We start from the raw sequence: 20,789 nt of genomic DNA on the forward strand, positions 1-20,789 counted from the left end.
CCTATTCAACTAGTTCAGCAACTTCATCAAGTTCGCCAAACAATTTCAGTTCTTGTCGTAGGCTATTGGGATCTTGACTGGAGCCACCCACAATCACGTCATAAAGGATGCGCTCAACCACCATCTGGTTCCGGTCACCATCAAAGATAGCCAGCTCCTCAATGGGGACTATGATTGTCACGCGTCGGCTCTCTCCCGCTGGAATAGAAACTCGCTGAAACCCTTTCAGTTCCTGCTTGGCTCGTTCCACCGCTGAGCCCTTGGGTGCAATGTAGACCTGCACAACCTCCTCAGCATTTACTCGACCGATATTCGCAACAGAGACCTGCATCTGAATGTTTCCGCCCATCAGCTCTTCAGGCCGGGAGACCTCAAGCTCAGAGTAGTGGAACTGGGAGTAGCTCAAACCAAAACCAAATGGATACGCCGGTGTTACATCATCCTTGTCTAGTTTCCTGTAGCCGTGCCAGAGATCATAGATCACTTTGCGCGCATTGCGGTCAAAGTCGGGGAGGTCGCTTTCGCGGCGGGGAACCACAAAGGGCAAGCGGCCGCTCGGTGAGATTTCGCCGGACAGAATACGAGCAAGTGCAGTTCCACCCTCCATACCGGGATACCAATGCAGCAGGACGGCAGCAGGTTTATCTTCCCATTCATTCATCAAAATTGTGCCACCACCCATAACAACAACAACGCAGTTCGGATTGACCGCACACACTTGTTTGATCAGCTCCACATCATGCGGTGGCAAACGTAAGCTGGAGCGATCACCGGCGCCGTAACCGTCCTCAACCGCACTGGAACCCTCAGATTTCCCAGTTGATCCTCCACCACCGAACGATCTGAGGAACTGCGAGGCTATCTGTGCTTCTTCGCGATTACGTGGCTGCGGCAAAACCCCATGGAACTGAGCGGCTAAACCGGCAGAAACCCATTCTCCTTCACTGCTGTGATCGTTCCCGACAACCAGAACCACAGCATCAGCACGCCTGGCAATTTGCAAAGCACGATTGATGTTCTGGCCCCGGTCCTGCCAGATGTCTACCTTGTGCTTGTAATAGGCCCGCAGGCCGGCAAGTGGGGTGATGACATGAGTCGGCTGTGTATCACTGGTTCCTTTGTCTCCCGTGTTCGCCACACTTGCCAAACGACCAATAACGCCAATGCTTTCAATGTCTTTCAAAGGCAGGAAACCGCCCTCGTTTTTCAGCAGAACAATCGACTTTTCTGCTGCTTCTTGCGCAACAGCACGGAACTCGGCACATCCAACGCGCTTCTTCTCGTAGTTCCCTTTTCGCAGAACGCACAGCTGCTGCAAGATGAGCCGATAGCACGCATCATCCAGCGTGGCTTCACTTACCTCGCCAGTCTCGATCAACTCTGGCAGGCTCTGGTGGTAATGAAGCTGAAAGGGCATCTCCAGATCAACACCAGCGTTCGCTGCTTCTTTGGCACTGCGGATACCGAAGATGAAATCACTCAGCACGAAACCTTTGAAACCCCAGTCAGATTTCAAGAGCTGTGTCAGCAGCTCCTTGTTATGACCGCACAGTTCTCCATTGATGGAACTGTAAGAGGTCATCATCGCCGCTGCGCCGGCCTCCACAGCCTTTCGGAAATGAGGGAGGTACATTTCATAGAGTGCCCGCTGTCCAATTGTCACGTTCAGTGAAAGTTTGGACTGCTCCATGGAAGCCAAAGCAAAGTTTTTCACGCAAGCCATACCATGCTGCTGAACACCGCGAACAAGCGCCGTCCCCATGGCTCCAATCAGGAAGCTGTCTTCGCCATACGACTCTTGCGCCCGCCCCCAAGCTGGATGGCGCATCAGGTTCAAAGGAACACCACCAAACAGCGTCCCTCCAAATGCACGCATCTCATAGCCGATGACCGCGCCAATCCGCTGCTCCAGCTCAGGATCAAAGGTTGCCGCGCGGGCTATCGCTGCCGGAAAGGTGGTTGCTCCTTTCATGACAATCCCGCGCGAACCCTCCGTATAATGGATTCCGGGCAAATGATGCTCTGGCAAAACGCCTGCAGCCCACGGACCTGACTGAGAACCGCTCTTCATCATCTCGCGAACGCCTGGCCAGAAAGCTTTGTCGCCATCACGCATAGCCAGTTTATCGTCTCTGCTCAGCCGAGATACGATCGCTCTGGCAATCTGCTCGTCAGAAAGGTTTTGCGTAGAAGAAGGTTGTTCTACTGGCTTGGGAGAAGATTGAGAGGGAACAGCAGTGTTGCCGTCTTGAAGCACCTCGGTACTTTCAACAGTCATGGAAGTTAGAACTCCGCGAATGCCCCCCAATTTAGGTCAGCGGCTAAAGATACGCGGTGAAACAAACATCAAGCAGCTTGATATGTCAGAACTTTAACAAGCAACTCTGGAACTCAGGCGGCTGGCATCAGGGGAACAGATTTGCAAATCAAACAGGATATCATTTTGAAAATATCCAATTGGTAGCGGTTCTGAAAACCTACCGATTTTCAGCAGTCATCTTTCAAGGAGTCATAGGTGAGAGGGGGCTGACAACAAAAAATGCCGAGGCATTTCTGCCCCGGCATTTGAAAATTCATCAGGTTGGCTAGGATCAGCCTGTGTAGCCAACACCACCAGCTTCGGTCTGCAGGAAAGCAGCGCCACACGCTTTGGAAAGCTCACGAACACGCAGAATGTAGCTCTGGCGCTCGGTCACGGAAATCACACCGCGCGCATCCAGAAGGTTGAAGACGTGAGAGCATTTGAGAGCTTGGTCATAAGCAGGCAGAACAACCTTCTGCAGGCCATCGCCAGCTTTTTCCATGGCTTCCGCACTTGCTGCCAGCAGACGCTTGCACTCGCGCTCATGGTCAGCAAAGTGGCGGAACAGCATTTCGGTGTCGGAATGCTCGAAGTTGTGACGGGAATATTCCTGCTCGGCCTGTAGGAACACGTCGCCGTAAGTGACTTTCTCGTCGCCTTCCAGACCGTTGAAGTTCAGGTCATAAACGTTGTCGACGCCCTGAACGTACATTGCGATACGCTCCAGACCGTAGGTCAGCTCACCGGAAACCGGCTTACACTCAAAACCTGCAACCTGCTGGAAGTAGGTGAACTGAGAAACTTCCATGCCGTCACACCAGCATTCCCAACCAAGGCCCCATGCGCCCAGTGTCGGGTTCTCCCAGTCGTCCTCAACAAAGCGAACGTCATGGATGTCTGTGTCGATGCCGATTGTACGCAAGGAAGCCAGATACAGTTCCTGAAGGTTTTCAGGAGATGGCTTCAGCAGAACCTGAAACTGGTAGTAGTGCTGCAGGCGGTTGGGGTTTTCACCATAACGACCATCGGTAGGACGGCGGGATGGCTGAACATAAGCAGCCTTCCATGGACGTGGACCAAGAGAACGCAGTGTCGTCGCTGGGTGAGAAGTACCCGCGCCAACTTCCATGTCGTAAGGCTGCAAGATAACGCAGCCCTGATCGGCCCAGAATCTCTGGAGGGTCATTAAAAGACCCTGAAAGGACTTGGTTGGCTGCATATGTGCCGGAACGGCTTCACTAGACATGGGAGTGTTTCCTGAAAATCCAAAATGTACTGCGCTAAACCACGCAAAATCCAAGTTGGGGCACAGGTGCCACGTCAAACAGGGAAGGTCAAGCATTCCAGAGGGATGTTTCTCTGTTTACCGCGTATTTAACAGGCTGAACGCCAGTTGTGCCCAATGATGTCGCAACAGCGACAAATCTGGCGGTGGCAGCGCAAAGAGAAAGGGGGAGTGGTCGAGAACGACCGCTAGCCCGCAGACCAGATGTCATGCGGGCATATAGGGTGCAACTACAGAGCTGGTGCTCTTAGTAGTTGCTTGTAGGGCGGTATTTGCCTGTGACCGGATCCTGAACCAGGCGTGTGTAAGCAGGGTCAACCGGACGCTTGCGAGCAGTTGCATAGGCAGGCTGTTTCTTGAATGCCATGTTGGAAATTTCCTTCTTTACGGCTTTGTAAAGAGCATATCCACCTGCAATCAAAGCAACAGTTCCCAATACCTCAGTCATCTGCATTTTCCTTCCATCACTTATGTGAAGCATTGTTATTTATGGCAATTTTGGCAATCCTATGGAGATTGCTCAAAGACCAAACTTTGCCCAAAGGCTTTTTTCTTCTAGGGTAGCAAGTGCGGCAGCTGGAAGCGTACCTGCTGCTTCATTCAAACCACCCTTAAGGCTTGCGCCCGGGATAAAGCGGCCAAGAAAACGCTTCTTGGTGCCAACAACTTTCACTTTCATTTCCTTGCCGTACCGCTCATGGATTGTGGAGTGAAGATCACCCAGCCCATCTACAAGGCCAAGGTCGCGTGCCTTCGCTCCAGTCCAGAACAGACCGGAAAACAAGTTGTCATCATCGCTCAACACGTCACCGCGACGGCTTTTCACCATATCGATGAACATCTCATGGATCTCGTGCTGCAAGGTCTTGAGGTGCTCAATGTCCTCTTTGACCTCTGGTGCAAACGGATCCAGCGTCACTTTCTTCTCACCGCTGGTGTAAACGCGGCGCTGAACGCCAGCTTTTTCCAGAAGCTCGGTGAAACCGAAACCGGCGGAAACAACGCCGATTGAACCGATGATAGAGGCTGGATCAACGATGATATCATCACCAGCCAAAGCAATCATATAACCACCAGAGGCGGCAACATCTTCAACGAAAACAAGTACCTGTTTGTTGTTCTCATCCGCCAGCTGGCGAATGCGTTTGAAGATGAGATGTGACTGTACAGGAGAACCACCAGGTGAGTTGATGGACAAAGCAACAGCCGGAGCTTCTTTAAAGCTAAAGGCTGTTTCCAGCGCGTCTTCGACACTGCTCAGGTTCAAACCTGATTTCAATGGAGACGCAGCTCCGATAGCACCACTCATACGGACGACGGGAACAACAGGTCTTACTTTTCCCCACTTGCCCGGAAGGTAGCTGCGCAGCTTCTTCAACAACTCAAAATTCTCCTTTGCGTCGATAACTTGTCTGTCGCTGGGTGACCCAGCTCCATCCAATATAGGCAGCAATCGTCAGGAGAGAAGAGCAATAGCCAAAAGAAATGGCAATTTACGCAATAAAACGCAACTGTGTGATCTCTATAACAAAACTACACCTCAAGAACTCAGAGAGTTCATGTGCTGCAGTGGGGATTACTCGGTTGTTTCAAGCTCAGCACGAATCTGGAGCATGTCCCGCCATGCATAGCGTTTTTCCGCTGGGCTGCGCAGCAGATAGGCAGGGTGGTAGGTTGCAATAGCCTTCCGCTGAGTGCCTTCACCGTTATAAGTCAGCCACTTACCGCGCAGCTTGCGAATGCCGTCACGGGCACCGCTCAGCGTCTTGGCCGAGGCTGCTCCCAGGAACACCACGATTTCAGGATCAACCAGTTCAATCTGTCGCTGAATAAACGGACGGCAGATCTCGGTTTCATGCGGAGTAGGGGTGCGGTTCCCTGGAGGGCGCCATGGAACAACGTTGGCAATATAAACGTTGGAGCGATCAAGTCCGACAGCCTTGAGCATACGGTCCAGCAGATGGCCGGAACGCCCAACAAATGGAACGCCCTGAATATCCTCTTCACGCCCCGGTGCTTCGCCAACAAACATAACGCGGGCCTTGGAACTGCCATCACCAAACACGAGGTTCTTGGCGGTCAGGCGCAGATTGCAGCCCTCAAAACCGGCAAGGATCTTACGCAACTCATCCAGCGACTGAGCAGAGCTCGCAGCACTTCTGGCAGAACCAACGGTTTCTGCATTGGGAACAACAGCATTGTCAGCAGCATTTGGCATGACGGTCTGCACGGCAGACTCTTTGGCCGCCCGCTGCCGCTCCAAAATCTGCCTTGCTTTCATCTTGTCATCAGCCGAAACGCCGTTTTCACGCAGATTACGTGCCATCTCAGCAGGAGAAACGCTAAGGTTCTTCGGCTGGGACTGGGTTGGCTCTGGTGAAGCAAAGGAGTTGGCCGGTGCAAAGTTCTGCTGCGGAGCCGGGCGTGCCTGTGCCTGTTTCTCCATCTGAGCCTGCGTTTGCGCAAAGCGATCAATCGGAGCATCTTCCATCGCGCAGTCGACACCGACAGCACTCAGGAACTCCAGATAAGCCTCCAGCTCGGCGGCATTTGCGACAGGAACTTCAGACATAGCCATTTTCTAGTTGTGGCACACAGGAAGGTGCAGATGAAAGGGAGTAACTCTTTTGCAATGCACCATAGTTGGGCAGCAGCCCGTTTAGCCCTATATTCTATATGAGAGCGCACGTGTCCAATAGAAAAACGTAAATGCGCTAACTCAATTGGGAACAGTGTAAAGTCATGCACGTAGATTTGGGGAAATCACAATAAATCCTTGCGGTGTAGGAAGCTTTTTTTATTGGGGTACGCCACGTAATGCACCTTAAAACGCATTGCGCTATAGTATCCGGTCAATTACACAGAGACTAAATAAAGTTTTGACACTTGAGGGGCGTGGAATTAATGCGCTGCCACATCATTTGACGCGAAATGAAGTGGATAAAGTGTAGAGGGAGAATAATATGTCTGAAGGGGAAACTCTGGCAGAACGCGAATCCATGGAGTTCGACGTTGTAATTGTGGGTGGCGGTCCTGCAGGTCTGTCAGCAGCAATCCGGATCAAACAGCAGGCTGCGGAAAAGGGAGAGGACGTCTCCGTTGTTGTGCTGGAAAAGGGATCTGAGATTGGTGCGCACATCCTGTCTGGTGCTGTGATCGATCCAATCGGTATTGATCGCCTGATCCCGGATTGGCGCGAAGACGAAAGCGCTCCAATCAAGACACCGGTAACCGCAGACCACTTCAACCTGCTTGGCCCTGCTGGTTCCCTTCGCCTGCCAAACTTCCTGATGCCAAAGCTCATGAACAACCATGGCAACTACATTGTGTCTCTGGGCAATGTATGTCGCTGGCTGGCAGAAAAAGCAGAAGCGCTCGGCGTGGAAATCTATCCAGGCTTCGCAGCAGCTGAAGTGCTTTACGATGATGCGGGCAAGGTGATCGGTGTTGCAACGGGTGATATGGGCGTAGCTCGTGATGGCTCTCACAAAGATGGCTATATGCGCGGCATGGCGTTGCTCGGCAAGTACACGCTGATCTCTGAAGGTGTTCGTGGTTCTTTGGCCAAAACCCTGATCGACAAGTTCGATCTGGACCGTGACAGCGATCATCCGAAATACGGTATTGGTATCAAGGAGCTGTGGGAAGTTGACCCAGCCAAGCACAAAGCTGGTCTGGTACAGCATTCCATGGGTTGGCCGCTGGATGGAAAAACCCAGGGCGGTTCTTTCCTTTACCATCTGGAAGACAATCAGGTAGCCGTTGGGTTCGTTGTGAACCTCAACTACCAGAACCCGTACATGTCTCCGTTTGACGAGTTCCAGCGCTTCAAAACCCACCCTGCAGTGAAGGACGTTTTTGAAGGCGGCAAGCGCATCTCATACGGTGCGCGTGCGATCTCCGAAGGGGGATATCAGTCCGTACCGAAGCTGTCCTTCCCGGGCGGTCTCATCCTCGGATGTTCCGCTGGCTTCGTGAACGTGCCACGCATCAAAGGCTCCCACAACGCAGTGCTCTCAGGCATTCTGGCTGCTGACATCGTCGTGGAATCTCTGGGCCGTGGTGAAGCAAACGAAGAGCTGGACCAGTACGATATCGCATGGCGTAATTCCGAAATCGGTAAGGATCTCTGGAAGGTACGCAATGTTAAGCCACTGCAGACCAAGTTCGGCAGCCTGATGGGTATGGTCTTCGGCGGTCTGGATATGTGGACCAACGAGCTGTTCGGCTTCTCCTTCTTCGGCACCGTAAAACACGGCAAGACCGATGCTGCGAGCCTGAAGCCAGCTAAAGACTGCAAGAAGATCAACTACCCGAAACCAGACGGGAAGATCTCCTTCGACAAGCTGTCTTCTGTCTTCCTCTCCAACACCAACCACGAGGAAGATCAGCCGATCCATCTGAAGCTGCGCGACGAAACCTTGCAGAAGCTTTCAGAGCACGATGTCTATGATGGACCGTCGAACCGTTATTGTCCCGCTGGTGTGTATGAGTGGGTGGAAGAGAATGGTGAGCCACCACGTTTCCAGATCAACGCGCAGAACTGCGTGCATTGTAAGACCTGTGACATCAAAGACCCGAACGGAAACATCACCTGGACCGTTCCGGAAGGCACAGGCGGACCGAACTATCCAAACATGTAAGCTGTTGGATAAATGCAGAACAAGAAAAAGGCCCGGTCATCAGATCGGGCCTTTTTCAATTCAACTTATCAAACGCTCTGGCGCTCTAACCAATCTCGATATCGAGACCTAGATCCAGAATTGGCGCGGAGTGCGTAATCCAGCCGGAAGAGATGATATCAACGCCAGCCTCAGCGATCTCCTGTACGGTGGAAAGCGTAACCGTTCCAGACGCTTCCAGCACAGCCTGACCATTGTTGATCTCAACGGCCTGCTTAAGCAGGTCAGGGCCCATATTGTCCAGCATCACCACATCTGGCTTAGCTGTCAGGGCTTCCTTCAGCTGCTCCAGCGTGTCCACCTCAACCTCGATGCGCACAAGGTGGCCAGCAAAGGCACGCGCGCGCTCGATTGCGGGAATAACACCGCCAGCAACGGCAATGTGGTTATCCTTAATCAGGATCGCATCATCCAGACCGAAACGGTGGTTCATACCGCCGCCACACCGCACCGCATACTTCTCAAAACTACGCAGTCCCGGAGTGGTTTTCCGGGTGCACACAATCGTTGCGTTGGTATGTGAAATTTTGCGTTGAAATGCGTTTGTGGCCGTTGCTATGCCGGAAAGGTGGCTCAAAAAGTTCAGCGCCACACGCTCAGCTGTCAAAAGCGCACGAGCAGGACCATGAATGCGGGCGATGATGGTGCCTGGTGCCAACTTATCCCCGTCCTGCGCTAGCACGGTAACATTGAGGTTCGGGTCCACCTGACGAAACGCAGAAAGAGCCAGATCGATGCCAGCCAGTACCCCGTCCTTACGAGCCGCAATCACACCAGTCGCCATTGCCTCAGCTGGAATGGTTGCCTGCGAGGTGATGTCACCTGCGCGGCCAAAGTCTTCCAGCAAAGCGGCCTTAACAGCGTCATCGACCATGATCAGGGAGAGTTCAGGTAAGGAAGAAACGCTCATAGCATGTCTTCCTCTGCAACAGCCTTCTTGCCAAGGTCGCTGGCCACAGCATCAGCGGCAAGCTTCTCGATCTGAGCAAGCTTCACATAAGAGCGCTTGGCAGCCTCTGCCTTCTGTGGGAAGTCAGAGCGGAAGTGTCCGCCACGGCTTTCTTCACGAAGCAGAGCAGAGCCAGTAATCAACTTGGCCGCAATCACCATGTTGAGGATGGAGTCACGACGACACAGCTTCTCAGCATTGTGCAGGCGGGCAAGCGTTGTGGTCAGGCCTTCCGCATCACGCACAACACCCACATTGCGAGACATAACTGAGCGAACAAGAGAAACCACTGCACGCTCCTGAGGATTGCGCTTGGATGCCTGATCTTCGCTGTCATCAATCTCCGCCCAGGCATGGACGCGGTGATGAGGCATGAGCGCCTGAATATCTTCTGCAATGCGCGCCGCAAACACAACAGCCTCCAGCAGAGAGTTAGAGGCAAGACGGTTTGCACCATGCGCGCCCGTTGCAGCAACTTCACCAGCAGCCCACAGATTGTCGACGGAGGTGCGGCCAGAGGCATCCGTCAGCACACCGCCCATGTGGTAGTGCGCAGCTGGAGCAACCGGGATCAGACCGTTGATCGGATCAATGCCAGCTTTCTGACAAGCTGCATAAACGCGGGTGAAATGCTCAGGGAAGCTCGCGCCAATAGCTTCGCGGCAATCAAGGAACGCACCGCGACCAGCAGCAATCTCCGTGTGGATCGCGCGAGCCACAATATCACGTGGTGCCAGTTCCAGATCCGGATGAAGGCCTTCCATGAAGCGGCGGCCATCATTGTTGACGAGGATCGCACCATCACCGCGGATTGCTTCACTGGCAAGCGGGGCAGGATCCAGATCAACATCCAAAGCGGTTGGATGGAACTGAACAAACTCAGCATCAGAAACCAGCGCACCGGCACGGGCCGCCATGGCGAGGCCATGACCGTTTGCTTCACCCGGGTTGGTGGTGGTGGAGTAAAGATGACCAACACCGCCGGATGCCAGGACAACAGCCTTTGCCGGAATGGTGATGCGCTGTGTACCGCCACGACGACGCGCGGTGATGCCGGTAACATAACGACCTTCGGTGATCAGCTGACAACCGATGTAACCTTCAATGATGCGGATAGACGGTGTCTTGTAAGCCGCATCAACAAGCGCCTGCATGATCGCTTCACCAGCCATGTCGCCGCGCACACGCACAACTCGGTGGCTGGAGTGAGCTGCTTCACGGGAAAGCGCCAGCTTGCCTGCAAGGTCTTTATCAAACGGAACGCCATAATCCAGCAGATCGTGAATACGGTCAGACGCTTCACGGGTCATGCCTTCAACAACAGCTTCTTCGCAGATGCCATCACCAGCAGTCAGCGTGTCCTGAGTGTGGGCGGAGTGGTGGTCACCCTCAGCCACAGCAGCAGCGATGCCACCTTGCGCCCACGCAGAAGATGTGCCGCCGCCGATTGGAGCGTTGGTCACAATGGTCACTGGCCGCGGCGCAAGTTTAAGCGCACAAAACAGGCCAGCAAGGCCGCCACCTAAGATAACAACATCATCCACGCCGTTCAGAGCAACAGCAGGGGCGAGAGAAGAACCGAACTGAGACATTTCAGAGATTATTCCAGACTATGGGGACCTGATCTAAAAGGCCCGCTGCCTTTTTTGCAGGCAGCAGGGTGCACTGAAGACTTTTCAATAAGCCAGCTACACGAAAGCTTCTAGTTCTTCAAGTTGATCATGCGTTCTACGGAGGCGCGGGCGCGATCGGCCACACTTTCATCAACAATCACCTCACCGGACATATCGAGCAGACAGTCCAGAATCTTGGTCAGGGTGATGCGCTTCATGTGTGGGCACAGGTTACACGGACGAATATAGTTGACGCCCGGAGTGGAGGCCGCAACATTGTCTGCCATGGAGCACTCGGTGATCATCATCACCTTCTCAGGGCTGTTGTCCTTCACCCAGTCGATCATGTGAGAGGTGGAGCCTGCAAAGTCAGCCTCCGCCACAACTTCAGGCGGGCACTCAGGGTGCGCGATGATCTTCACGTCCGGATCAATCGCGCGGTAATCGCGCAGCTCTTCAGCCGTAAAGCGCTCATGCACCTCGCAGGAACCTGCATAGGTCAGTACATCCACATCAGTCTGGTTGTTTACGTTGGCTGCAAGGTACTGATCCGGGATCAGCAGAACCTTGTCAGTGCCCATGGCCTCAACAACCTGAACAGCGTTGGAAGAGGTGCAGCAGATATCGCACTCAGCCTTAACATCAGCCGAGGTGTTCACATAGGTGATGATCGGAACGCCCGGATTGGCTTCGCGCAGCTTGCGCACATCTTCACCAGTGATGGATTCAGCAAGAGAACAACCGGCATCCATATCCGGGATCAAAACGGTCTTCTCAGGGGAGAGGATCTTGGAAGTCTCTGCCATGAAGTGCACGCCGCACTGCACGATGACCTGAGCCTCTGTCTTCGCAGCTTCTTTCGCCAGCTGCAGGCTATCGCCAACAATGTCAGCCACACCGTGGAAGATGTCCGGTGTCATGTAGTTGTGCGCCAGAATGACAGCGTTGCGCTCTTTCTTCACCTTGTTGATCGCAAAGATCAGCGGTGCAAGCGCAGCCCATTCGATGGCCGGAATAAAGTCCTTCACCTTCTCATAGGCTTCAGCAGTCGCTTCAGCCACCTCAGGTGTGTAGGTAAGATCTGGTCGCTCCAGAGGCGTATAGCGCTCGTTTGCTGGCACGCCAGCCTGAACAGCAGCACCATCAATGCCGGCAGCAATGTCTTTGACAGCCGGGCTGTCTGTTTCAGCGAATGTAGTCGTGGCGGACATGCGCTATCCCTTGTTCTGCCGGTCTTTAGCCGGATTATACTCAGTGTGAGTATAAGGGGCTTATAAAAAAACACGGCTAGAAAGCCGATGCCAACCCTTATGCTCATTTTGAGTTTTTATAGACCTCTTACCCGCCAACGACAACCTATTCTTTTGCCGAATGCATATAACCCCTGCGTTTAAGCTGGAAATAGGCTTACAAAATAGCCACTTAATTTGTTAAATTTGCAGGGTACAAACAACAAAAGCCCGGCGGTTCTGCTCATTTGCAAGAACCGTCGGGCTTTAACATTCACGTCAGAGCAGGGAACTGCTCTTACTTGGCAGGAACATAGCTGGATGGATTGCCATCAGCGCCCTGGTTGACCATGTAGTACTGGTTTTCGCCGGTGTCGAACACGAGGAAACCATCCTGATCAGCAGGCTTGGTCTGAGTGCCCCATGGAGACTGGATGGTCACTTCAGCAGCTGGCTCATAACCAATTGCGGACATACGAACCATCTCAACAGGAACAGTCTTCAGCGCACCGGTCAGGCCTGCGTCTTTTGCGTTAAACAGCGCCAGCACTTCCGGAGCCATGTCCAGACGCTTCACAAGGCGGGTGTTCTTCGCAGCAACTTCTTCCAGACCTACCATCTCATACTTGGAATCGAAGGTCTCTTTGCCGATCACGTAAAAATCAGGGCCGGTCTTGCTCATCTGCAGCGCAACAACAGAGCCAACATTCTTCGCGATGTAAGCATCGTCGTAGCTGGTGGAATCGACAGAACCCAGAGGGCCGCGGATCGCTTCTGGCAGGTCAGCAAGCTTGTCACCAGTGATCTTCCAGCCAAGGATCGGACGGTCCTTGATGTAAAGCTCTTTGGATGGTGCATGCTTTTCAACGCGTGCGGTCAGCTCTTCCTGGCTCTGAACATCGTCTTGAGCAGATGCAGCCAGAGGTGCGCTTACAGCAAAAGCAAGCAGGCCCGCTGCGAGTGTTTTTCCGAAAGAAAATGAGTAGGTCATGGTCGGCCCCTAAATGTAGATGGGGGAATTAGGTCAGGAGCCAAATCAAAGTCAAGCGTCTCTGCGAGTTTCGCTAGGAAATTGAAATATATTAGTATTCTCACATATGCGCTTGTTTACATCTGTGGTTGTATCTCGCTAAAATGCCTTAGGGTCAAAAACTCATTCCAATTACTGATGGATGACCTAAGTAATTTCAATTATTGCAGAGTGTGATTTTGGATTACACCTGATTACTCCCCCGCTGCTCAGCGAAAAATACCGACCTCATTGATCCGGCAACCAGTCGTACACCCGTCTGGAGGCAGGAAAGGAAGCTGCAATGTCCCAAGCGACCCAAGCTGGCGCCAACGCCTCTGTCCGGCGTGGACCAAACGTCCCGCTTATCATCATCAGTGGATGTATCATCGGGATTCTGTCCTTTGGACCACGCGCGACATTGGGTCTGTTTCTGACACCCATGTCCTCTGAGTTCGGCTGGGGCAGGGATGTCTTCGCCTTCGCTTTGGCGCTTCAAAACCTGATTTGGGGAGCAGCGCAGCCTTTCGCTGGTATGATGGCAGACAAGTTCGGCACGGGAAGAACACTGGTGCTTGGCGCGATCATCTACGCCATTGGCCTCTACCTCATGAGCCTGTCAGACACACCGTTCCTACTGCAGGTGTCTGCCGGTGTCCTTATCGGTCTCGGCGTTGCCTTCACCTCGTTCTCCCTCGTGCTGGCAGCCTTCGCGCGCTCCGTTCAGCCCAAGTACCACGGCATTGCCTTTGGCATGGGCACCGCAGCCAGCTCCTTCGGTCAGTTCCTCTTTGCGCCCCTTGGCCTTGGCCTGATTGAAAACTTCGGATGGTCAAGTGCGCTGGTCTACATGGCTGCTCTCATTGCCATCGTACCGCTCTTCGCCTACATCCTGCGTGGACGCTCCGCAGCTCCTGCTTCTGGCAGCTCCGCAAACCCGCAGGATAATCTGACCCTGTCTCAGACATTGGGTCTGGCCTTCAAAACCAGAGACTACATCCTGCTGGTCTTCGGCTTCTTCGTCTGCGGCTTCCACGTGGCCTTCATCACCGTGCACATGCCAACCTTCATCGTGGATCAGGGCTTTGATGTGTCTGTCGGCGCATGGGCATTGGCACTGATCGGCCTATTCAACATCGTGGGCTCCATGTCCTCAGGCATTCTGGGTGCACGCTTCCCGAAGCAATACCTGCTCTCATTCATCTATCTGGCCCGGGCCATCGCCATCACGCTCTACATCACCCTGCCGATCTCCGAGATGTCCACGCTGATCTTCGCAGCCACCATGGGCATTCTGTGGCTCTCCACCGTGCCGCCAACATCCGGCCTCGTTGCGGTGATGTTTGGCCCACGCTACATGGCAACCCTGTTCGGTATCGTGTTCTTCTCCCACCAGATCGGGTCTTTCCTGGGCGTCTATCTGGGTGGCGTGCTCTATGAGCAAAGCGGCAACTACGATGCCATCTGGTGGCTGGGAATTGCGCTGGGCATTTTCGCGGCAATCGTGCACTGGCCAATCCGCGAACAATCCGCCACCGCAGGGCGTCTGGTCGCCAAGCCTGCGTAAGGCCCCTATTAGTCGAAGTAGCTAGGTTTCTCAGCGTGTTACACCGCAATATTGCCTAGCGTTATTTTCTTGCCTTATGGCCCTCCTTCTGCCAGCTTTCATGCAACATGATTTGGCGAGAAGGATTGGCCATGAGCGAGTTTGATGCCCTCTGGATTGAAGCAGACGAAAGCGGTCGTAAACCGCTGCCTGCCAAGTGGAACAAGGTCACAGTTGACCAGCTCTCTGAAGGCGACGTGACAGTCAAAGTCACGCACACCACCATCAACTACAAGGATGGGCTGGCACTGGCAGGCGCACCGGGCATCACCCGCAAGTTCCCGATGGTGCCGGGCATCGATGTGGTCGGCGAAGTGCTCACCAGCGAAAGCGACCGCTTCAAGGCTGGCGATCAGGTCATCCTCAACGGCTATGGTGTCGGCGAAGTCCATACTGGTGCCTACGCACAAGTCGCCCGTCTGAAGTCTGAATGGCTGCTGCACCGTCCGGAAGAACTCTCCGCTGCCCGCGCCGCTGCAATCGGCACCGCTGGCTACACAGCCATGCTCTGCGTGATGGCGCTGGAGAAATACGGCCTCACGCCTGAGCACGGTCCAATCGCTGTTTCCGGTGCATCCGGTGGCGTTGGCTCTGTTGCCATCAGCCTGCTGTCCAAGCTTGGTTTTGAAACCATCGCCTTCACGGGTCGTACAGAAGAAGCCGATTTCCTCAAAGGCCTCGGCGCAACGCAAGTGCTCGACCGTGCAGAACTGGTGGAGAAGGGCAAGCCATTCGGCAAAGAACGCTGGGCAGGCGCAGTTGATGTAGCAGGCAGCCACACACTGGCGAACCTGCTGGCGCAAACCAACTACGGCGGCGCTGTTGCAGCCTGCGGTCTGGCGCAAGGCATGGACCTGCCAGCATCCGTGATGCCGTTCATCCTGCGCGGTGTCGCGCTGCTGGGCGTGGATTCGGTGATGGCGCCAATGGCTCTGCGGGAGCAAGCTTATCGCCGTCTTGTACAGGATCTCGACCTGACCAAGCTGGACACCCTCTCTGAGACAATCAAACTGGCAGACGTTGAAGAGCGTGCCGCCAAGCTGCTGAAGGGACAAGTCCGCGGTCGTACCATCGTGGAAGTCGAATAGCGTTCAATCGCTGCGTATCGCCGAATAATGGGAGCCGGTTTTCGGATAAAGATACGCAAATACAATAGCTTCAAGTAAAGAGAAACCCCGCATCAGTGGTCGCTGATGCGGGGTTTTTAATCGGAGCGGTCAGGCTACCAAACTTACCAAGGCCAAGAGGAGGGGATTAGCTCCACCCGCCTTTGTAGGTCTTGTAGAAGATGTGCTTACCGATGCGCTTTTTACGCTGCATAGTTGGGGCCCAGTTCGGACGAACATAAGTCGCGTGATAGTGCGTGGAAGCGTCCACGGCTGGGATGCTGACTTCACCATTCACGATCTGCTGTGCGATCTTCTTCGCTTTTGCCCATGGGCCAGCTTCAGTCACGCGCTCAGGAATGCCATCACAGGCAAAGGAGAACTGACAAGCGTTCTTCATGCTCTTGTTCTGATAAACCACACCACAAACCGTGTTCGGGTAAGCAGGGTTCTTCAGACGGTTGAGAACAACCTGTGCCACCGCAATCTGGCCGTCACGCGGCTCACTGCGGGCTTCAAAGTAAATCGCTTCCGCCAGGCAGCGCATTTCGGTCTTGGAGTTCTTCACCGAGCTTGGCAGCTGGCGCATGTACCACCAGTGCGGATTGGTCTCGGAGTAAGATGCCAGCTCTTTGTCTGAAAGCTGCGGCTTGCCGGAAGGCGTAATGGACACCTGCGGCTTGTTCAGCAGCGCATCAAACGGAGCTTTGTCTGTCTGTGGTGTTGCTGGCGCATAAGCGGTCGCCAGCGCAATTTCGTTCTGCTTGGCAATGGAAAGCGTCTCAGGCTGCTTCGGAGCGGCCTTGGCCATCGCAATCTGCTTGCGCGCTGCCAGTGCAGCCCGGCGTGCGGCTTTGCCAAGTGGAGAATTGTCGGTCTGATCCTGTTCAGGAAGACCTGCCAGCGCATCCCCGCCGTAATGACCGTTGAAGGCCATCTGAGGAAGCTGGGAAACAAATCGATCCGTGCTCTTAGGTTTGCCTGCGTTCTGGATGAAGGCAACAACGCGGCTCGGCAGGTTGGTGATTTGCATATCACCCTTGCCGGTGCGGTTCACCGCATAACGTTGTGGTGCTTTCTCCTCAGCAGGCACGAAGTACTTCGCGAATTTCTGGCTGTCTCCTGCAGAAACAGACTGAAGCCACCGCGGTGTATCTTCGTCGAGGGTTCCGGTGAGTGCCGGAATATCCTGCAACGCAACTGGAGACGCAGCAAAGGTTCCAACTGCAAGCCCTGCAGCTAGAATAGGGTACTTAAAGTACATGAGGACAGCACGGCGTCCTTCATTCTTCTTCATCCCATGGCCCGACATACGCAATCTACTCCAAATCAACGCCCAAAACTCAGCGCTTCTCAGTCCCTGAAAAGGGAACCCCAAACTCTGAGATCGACAGGATGAAGAAGCCCGATAAAATCACTCCCACCCGTCAATTTTCCGGATGAGTGCATTTTTCGCTTTTAACCTTGATATAAAGTTAAGCCCGCCAAAACCCCAGTTATTCTGCCACAGTTCACGCCGCTGACAGTCAGCATATGGTTAATATGCAGGGGCAGTACTCACCAAAAAACTAGGGCTATTTCATGTCTGGGTGGATTTTTCCGCGGGCCAAAAATCATAGGAAATAAAAGGCGTCATGCAGAAAATGACACCTGTGATATCTTGGAGCGGCTGTAGGATATCAACACAATCAAAATCTTAACAAGATTAACCATAAGGCCTCTCGTTGAATCCACAACTCCGTTTTTCCTATGAAATTCTGCCGAGAAAAAATTCAAAAAAATTGTAGATAACGTAACGTCATTTAAGGCGAAAATGTGAATCAGAGTAGGCTGACCCGCAAACCTGGAGCAGGGCGCTCCTTCAAAATGTCCCGTCGGAACCGGTAAAGCGCTGCCGGACGCCCGCCCGTAGCGGTTGAAGTTCCCCCAGTTTGCTCAACCAGTTGTCCTGTTTCGACAAGGCGGCGGAAGTTCTGTTTATGCAAATGCCGACCGGAAATAGCCTCCACAGTCTGCTGCAAATCAGTCAGCGTGAACTCCGGCGGCATCAGTTCGAAAACAACCGGGCGATACTTCAGTTTGGCACGCAAACGGGAAAGGGCAGTGGCCAGAATACGCCGATGATCATGAGCAAGGCCTTCGCCAAGGTCGGGCAGGGTGCCACGCTCAAGGGCTGTCGGCTGCTTGTCACGCAGGGCTTCATAGATCAGCCCAGAGCCATAAAGCAGCTCATAGCGATCCAGAACGCGCTCTTCATCCCATTTCAGCGAACCAACGCCAAATGCCAGTTGATAGCGATCCTTCCGGCTGAGCTCCTGATAGGTGCGGGCATCATCATCTGGCCTCTTGCTGAAAGCTTCCATGCTGGGGTGAATGATCTCCTCCAGCATCTTCGGCTGCCCACCGCGCCAGTCCTCCCATGGAAAGAAGTCATACCAAGGACGCCACCGAGCACCTTGCGCGGCCAGAAGCTTCTCTGACTCCGGCGTCTGGCGTGTCAAAGCCAGATAGCCAACGGAGACCATATGCGGCTCACCCGCTTTCGCCAGCGAATAACGCCCTCGGTCCCCAAATGTATAAAGCTGCTCAACGTGACCAATATGAAGAGCCGTCTGCTCCTCAACAAAAGCCCGCAGGCCCAGTTCAAAGGTGCGGTGAACCCGCGGATCAAACGGACCGGAAGGCAAACCAGAGCGTTCGTCCTGTACTTTCTGTGGTATCGTCAGAACAAACGGCACTTTGTCTTTCACGGAAACAATGACAGCATTCAGACCAATGCCGAGCTGAACAGGCTCCATGCCAGCGCCAGATCGGGCTGCATCTCCTGTTTCCATCGCATTGCTCATCAAGGTCTGCTCCGTGTTCATTAGGCAAGTTCAGCAAGGGCAGCAGGTTCAAGGGAGAACTGGTTACCCTCAAAGGTTTCCGCACCGCGGCCAATCTCTTTGATAGATTGTATCATGCGCCCATTTCGCTGCAAAAGAGTGTCTGCCAATGAGATAAGAAGCGGATTTGGTGTCGCTACAGGAGAAACCTTGCGCAAATGCTGCGCCAGTGCGCGCTCATCAGCCTCCGGCAATGCTGCACAGGTGATGATGTAGGCCGCAGCTGTCGACCGGCTCACCCCAGCCCAGCAATGCACCAGTAAGGAACCATTTGCTTGAGCTTGCTCTGCAAAGGCCAGCAAGCGCTCCACATGCTCCATCTGAGGAGCAATCAGCCCATCGCGTTCCTCTGCAATGTCATTGAACTCCAAAACCAGATGATGTGCTGGCTTTGGCTCAACCGGCAAAACCACCTCGGTGCCCGGGGAAACGAGAGAAAGCACATGGGTCGGTGCTGCAACATGCAATGTGTCGGCCAGCTTGGAAAGGGGACACACATGCAGCATCAGCGACCTCCGACAGCTTTGCGAGCTTCATTCAGCTCAGCAAACCGCGCAAGAAAAGCCTCCTGCGCATCTTTGGTAGGCAAAGGCGTGATGCTCTCCGCCAGCACGTCCAGCTGTGCGGCGCTCACTTTGGCAGGCTTTCCGAAAATCTTGTCAGCCTCTTCCTTGCTGAACCCCGCCAGATGGATCGCCTCCAGATAAGCACTGATGATATCAGCTTTCTTAGCGAGCTTGGCTATGCTGGCTGGCAGATCAGCAGGCAAATCAAAGGCTCGGTGAATGGCGTGATGCAGGCGTTCTTCAACCGCCTTATAGGTGCCACCCATCACGTTCTTGAAGGGCGAGATCATATCGCCGATTACATACTCCGGTGCATCATGCAGCAGGATCGCCATGCGCCACTGAGTGTCCAGATCAGGCTTCAGCATCAGCGCAATCTCTTCCACCACCACACAGTGCTGCGCAACGGAGAAGGCATGGTCGCCGATCGTCTGCCCATTCCACCGTGCCACACGCGCGAGGCCATGAGCGATGTCAGAGAGTTCCACATCCAGCGGAGAAGGATCGAGGAGATTCAATCTCCGGCCAGAAAGCATCCGTTGCCAGGCACGGGGAGAAGATGAGGAAAGCTCTGCACACATATGTCAATCAAGCCAGTCGTCGGAGGTATCTAGGTTTCTAGCAATATCTCTTAGTCAGATGAAGGCCAGTTGAAGGTTGCCCACGCCTGAATGGAAGGGGAAAGCGTAACGCCCTCACACATCAGCGGCACACCCGCGTCCATAGCTGCTTTCGCACGGTCCAGACGCAACATCGCCAGCCCTGCACCGCCAGCAGAAGAACCCAGCGATCCCACGCTCTTCTCACCTGCCAGAATATCGCTACCGGTGGCCGGAAGATCACTGTCTGCGGAAACCTTGATGACGCGCTTACGGGCAGTACCACGGTGCTTCATGCGGGAAACAACTTCCTGCCCGATAAAGCAGCCCTTGGAGAAGGCGACACCATTCAGGCTGTCCATGTCCGTATCATGCGGGAACACATCAGCCAGCTGGAAATCCTGTCCACTTTGCGGAATGCCAAGACCAATCCGGTGCGCATGATAATCAGCCTCAGAGGCCGTCTCTTCTACCTCACCAGTCACGATGTAACGCAGGCCCATCTCTGCAAGGCGCGGATCCTGCGGTTTGTCTGAAGGCAGATCGTCGCCCCACTCAGCAACCACATGAACCGCTTCATCAGCAGGCTCAACAGTCACCTTGGCGCGCAGCTTGTAGAAGGCGAGGCGCTTGGCAAACGCATCCAGCTCATCAGCACTTACGTCAATCAGGAAGCCATCCGTGCTCTCATCCGCAAACACAAAAAAGTCCCAGAGGATCTTGCCCTGCGGTGTCAGCAAAGCGCCAAATGCACTGGAGGTCGCGCTGAGTTCGCTCACGTCACAGCTGACGAGATTTTGGAGGAACTCCTTGGCATCATCGCCAAAAACCTTCACGAGCCGACGCGAAGTGAGAATGGTGCGTTCAGATGCCATGGGCCTGTCCTTCCAATGAATAAAACAACAAGAGTGTTTCATAACCCATCCGCCAGCCTCACACCACGGAAAAAGAATTGTTT

At 54.0% G+C, this 20,789-nt stretch carries 17 protein-coding genes; 3 read left to right on the forward strand and 14 right to left on the reverse strand.

What is annotated here, in order from left to right:
• Window position 1: 1 nt before the first annotated feature.
• The 5 genes from PSE_RS07820 to PSE_RS07845 form a co-directional block, all read right to left on the reverse strand.
• Window positions 2–2,278 (reverse strand): beta-glucosidase, encoded by a 2,277-nt coding sequence (locus PSE_RS07820; protein WP_014284360.1) that lies wholly within the window; start codon window positions 2,276–2,278, stop codon window positions 2–4.
• A gap of 313 nt (window positions 2,279–2,591) precedes the next feature.
• Window positions 2,592–3,548, reverse strand: a complete 957-nt coding sequence (locus PSE_RS07830; RefSeq protein WP_148266110.1) for a glycine--tRNA ligase subunit alpha — start codon at window positions 3,546–3,548, stop codon at window positions 2,592–2,594.
• 286 nt (window positions 3,549–3,834) lie between these two features.
• A complete protein-coding gene (locus PSE_RS07835; RefSeq protein WP_008549797.1) occupies window positions 3,835–4,035 on the reverse strand; it encodes a hypothetical protein in 201 nt (66 codons plus the stop codon).
• Between the two features lie 72 nt (window positions 4,036–4,107).
• Entirely contained in the window at window positions 4,108–4,968 is an 861-nt protein-coding gene (locus PSE_RS07840) for a S49 family peptidase (protein ID WP_014284363.1), read from the reverse strand.
• A 195-nt stretch (window positions 4,969–5,163) separates the two neighbouring features.
• The gene (locus PSE_RS07845) at window positions 5,164–6,159 is read right to left on the reverse strand and encodes a uracil-DNA glycosylase (protein WP_041768140.1); all 996 of its coding nucleotides are present in this window, start codon (window positions 6,157–6,159) and stop codon (window positions 5,164–5,166) included.
• Between the two features lie 391 nt (window positions 6,160–6,550).
• Here PSE_RS07845 and PSE_RS07850 point away from each other — a divergent pair, with 391 nt between their 5' ends.
• Window positions 6,551–8,230 (forward strand): electron transfer flavoprotein-ubiquinone oxidoreductase, encoded by a 1,680-nt coding sequence (locus PSE_RS07850; protein WP_014284365.1) that lies wholly within the window; start codon window positions 6,551–6,553, stop codon window positions 8,228–8,230.
• Window positions 8,231–8,315: 85 nt separating this feature from the next.
• On the opposite strand, the gene nadC is transcribed toward PSE_RS07850, so the two are convergent.
• From nadC to PSE_RS07870, 4 genes are all read right to left on the reverse strand, one after another.
• Window positions 8,316–9,179, reverse strand: coding sequence for a carboxylating nicotinate-nucleotide diphosphorylase (gene nadC / locus PSE_RS07855; protein WP_014284366.1), 864 nt, complete (start codon window positions 9,177–9,179; stop codon window positions 8,316–8,318).
• A complete protein-coding gene (locus PSE_RS07860; RefSeq protein WP_014284367.1) occupies window positions 9,176–10,810 on the reverse strand; it encodes an L-aspartate oxidase in 1,635 nt (544 codons plus the stop codon). Before PSE_RS07860 ends, nadC begins: the two co-directional genes overlap by 4 nt.
• Before the next feature lie 110 nt (window positions 10,811–10,920).
• Window positions 10,921–12,042, reverse strand: a complete 1,122-nt coding sequence (gene nadA / locus PSE_RS07865) for a quinolinate synthase NadA (protein ID WP_014284368.1) — start codon at window positions 12,040–12,042, stop codon at window positions 10,921–10,923.
• A gap of 316 nt (window positions 12,043–12,358) precedes the next feature.
• Window positions 12,359–13,051, reverse strand: a complete 693-nt coding sequence (locus PSE_RS07870) for a hypothetical protein (RefSeq protein WP_014284369.1) — start codon at window positions 13,049–13,051, stop codon at window positions 12,359–12,361.
• Window positions 13,052–13,373: 322 nt separating this feature from the next.
• Here PSE_RS07870 and PSE_RS07875 point away from each other — a divergent pair, with 322 nt between their 5' ends.
• Together PSE_RS07875 and PSE_RS07880 are read left to right on the forward strand one after the other, a co-directional pair.
• The gene (locus PSE_RS07875; protein ID WP_014284370.1) at window positions 13,374–14,636 is read left to right on the forward strand and encodes an MFS transporter; all 1,263 of its coding nucleotides are present in this window, start codon (window positions 13,374–13,376) and stop codon (window positions 14,634–14,636) included.
• A gap of 107 nt (window positions 14,637–14,743) precedes the next feature.
• A complete protein-coding gene (locus tag PSE_RS07880) occupies window positions 14,744–15,763 on the forward strand; it encodes an MDR family oxidoreductase (RefSeq protein WP_014284371.1) in 1,020 nt (339 codons plus the stop codon).
• Between the two features lie 166 nt (window positions 15,764–15,929).
• Here PSE_RS07880 and PSE_RS07885 read toward each other — a convergent pair whose 3' ends face one another.
• The 5 genes from PSE_RS07885 to PSE_RS07905 form a co-directional block, all read right to left on the reverse strand.
• A complete protein-coding gene (locus PSE_RS07885; protein ID WP_008549839.1) occupies window positions 15,930–17,093 on the reverse strand; it encodes a cell wall hydrolase in 1,164 nt (387 codons plus the stop codon).
• A gap of 508 nt (window positions 17,094–17,601) precedes the next feature.
• Window positions 17,602–18,627 carry an NAD regulator gene (locus PSE_RS07890; protein ID WP_083841621.1) on the reverse strand — a complete coding sequence of 342 codons (1,026 nt, stop codon included), beginning with the start codon at window positions 18,625–18,627 and terminating at the stop codon, window positions 17,602–17,604.
• 20 nt (window positions 18,628–18,647) lie between these two features.
• The gene (locus tag PSE_RS07895; protein ID WP_014284374.1) at window positions 18,648–19,172 is read right to left on the reverse strand and encodes a tyrosine phosphatase family protein; all 525 of its coding nucleotides are present in this window, start codon (window positions 19,170–19,172) and stop codon (window positions 18,648–18,650) included.
• Complete coding sequence (locus tag PSE_RS07900) at window positions 19,172–19,813, reverse strand: YfbR-like 5'-deoxynucleotidase (protein ID WP_041768143.1); 642 nt, start codon at window positions 19,811–19,813, stop codon at window positions 19,172–19,174. The genes PSE_RS07895 and PSE_RS07900 overlap by 1 nt, the downstream gene beginning before the upstream one ends.
• Before the next feature lie 50 nt (window positions 19,814–19,863).
• Complete coding sequence (locus tag PSE_RS07905) at window positions 19,864–20,706, reverse strand: folate-binding protein YgfZ (protein WP_008549780.1); 843 nt, start codon at window positions 20,704–20,706, stop codon at window positions 19,864–19,866.
• Window positions 20,707–20,789: the final 83 nt, after the last annotated feature.

It is taken from the genome of Pseudovibrio sp. FO-BEG1, assembly GCF_000236645.1.
In the GTDB taxonomy this organism is placed as follows: Bacteria; Pseudomonadota; Alphaproteobacteria; order Rhizobiales; family Stappiaceae; genus Pseudovibrio.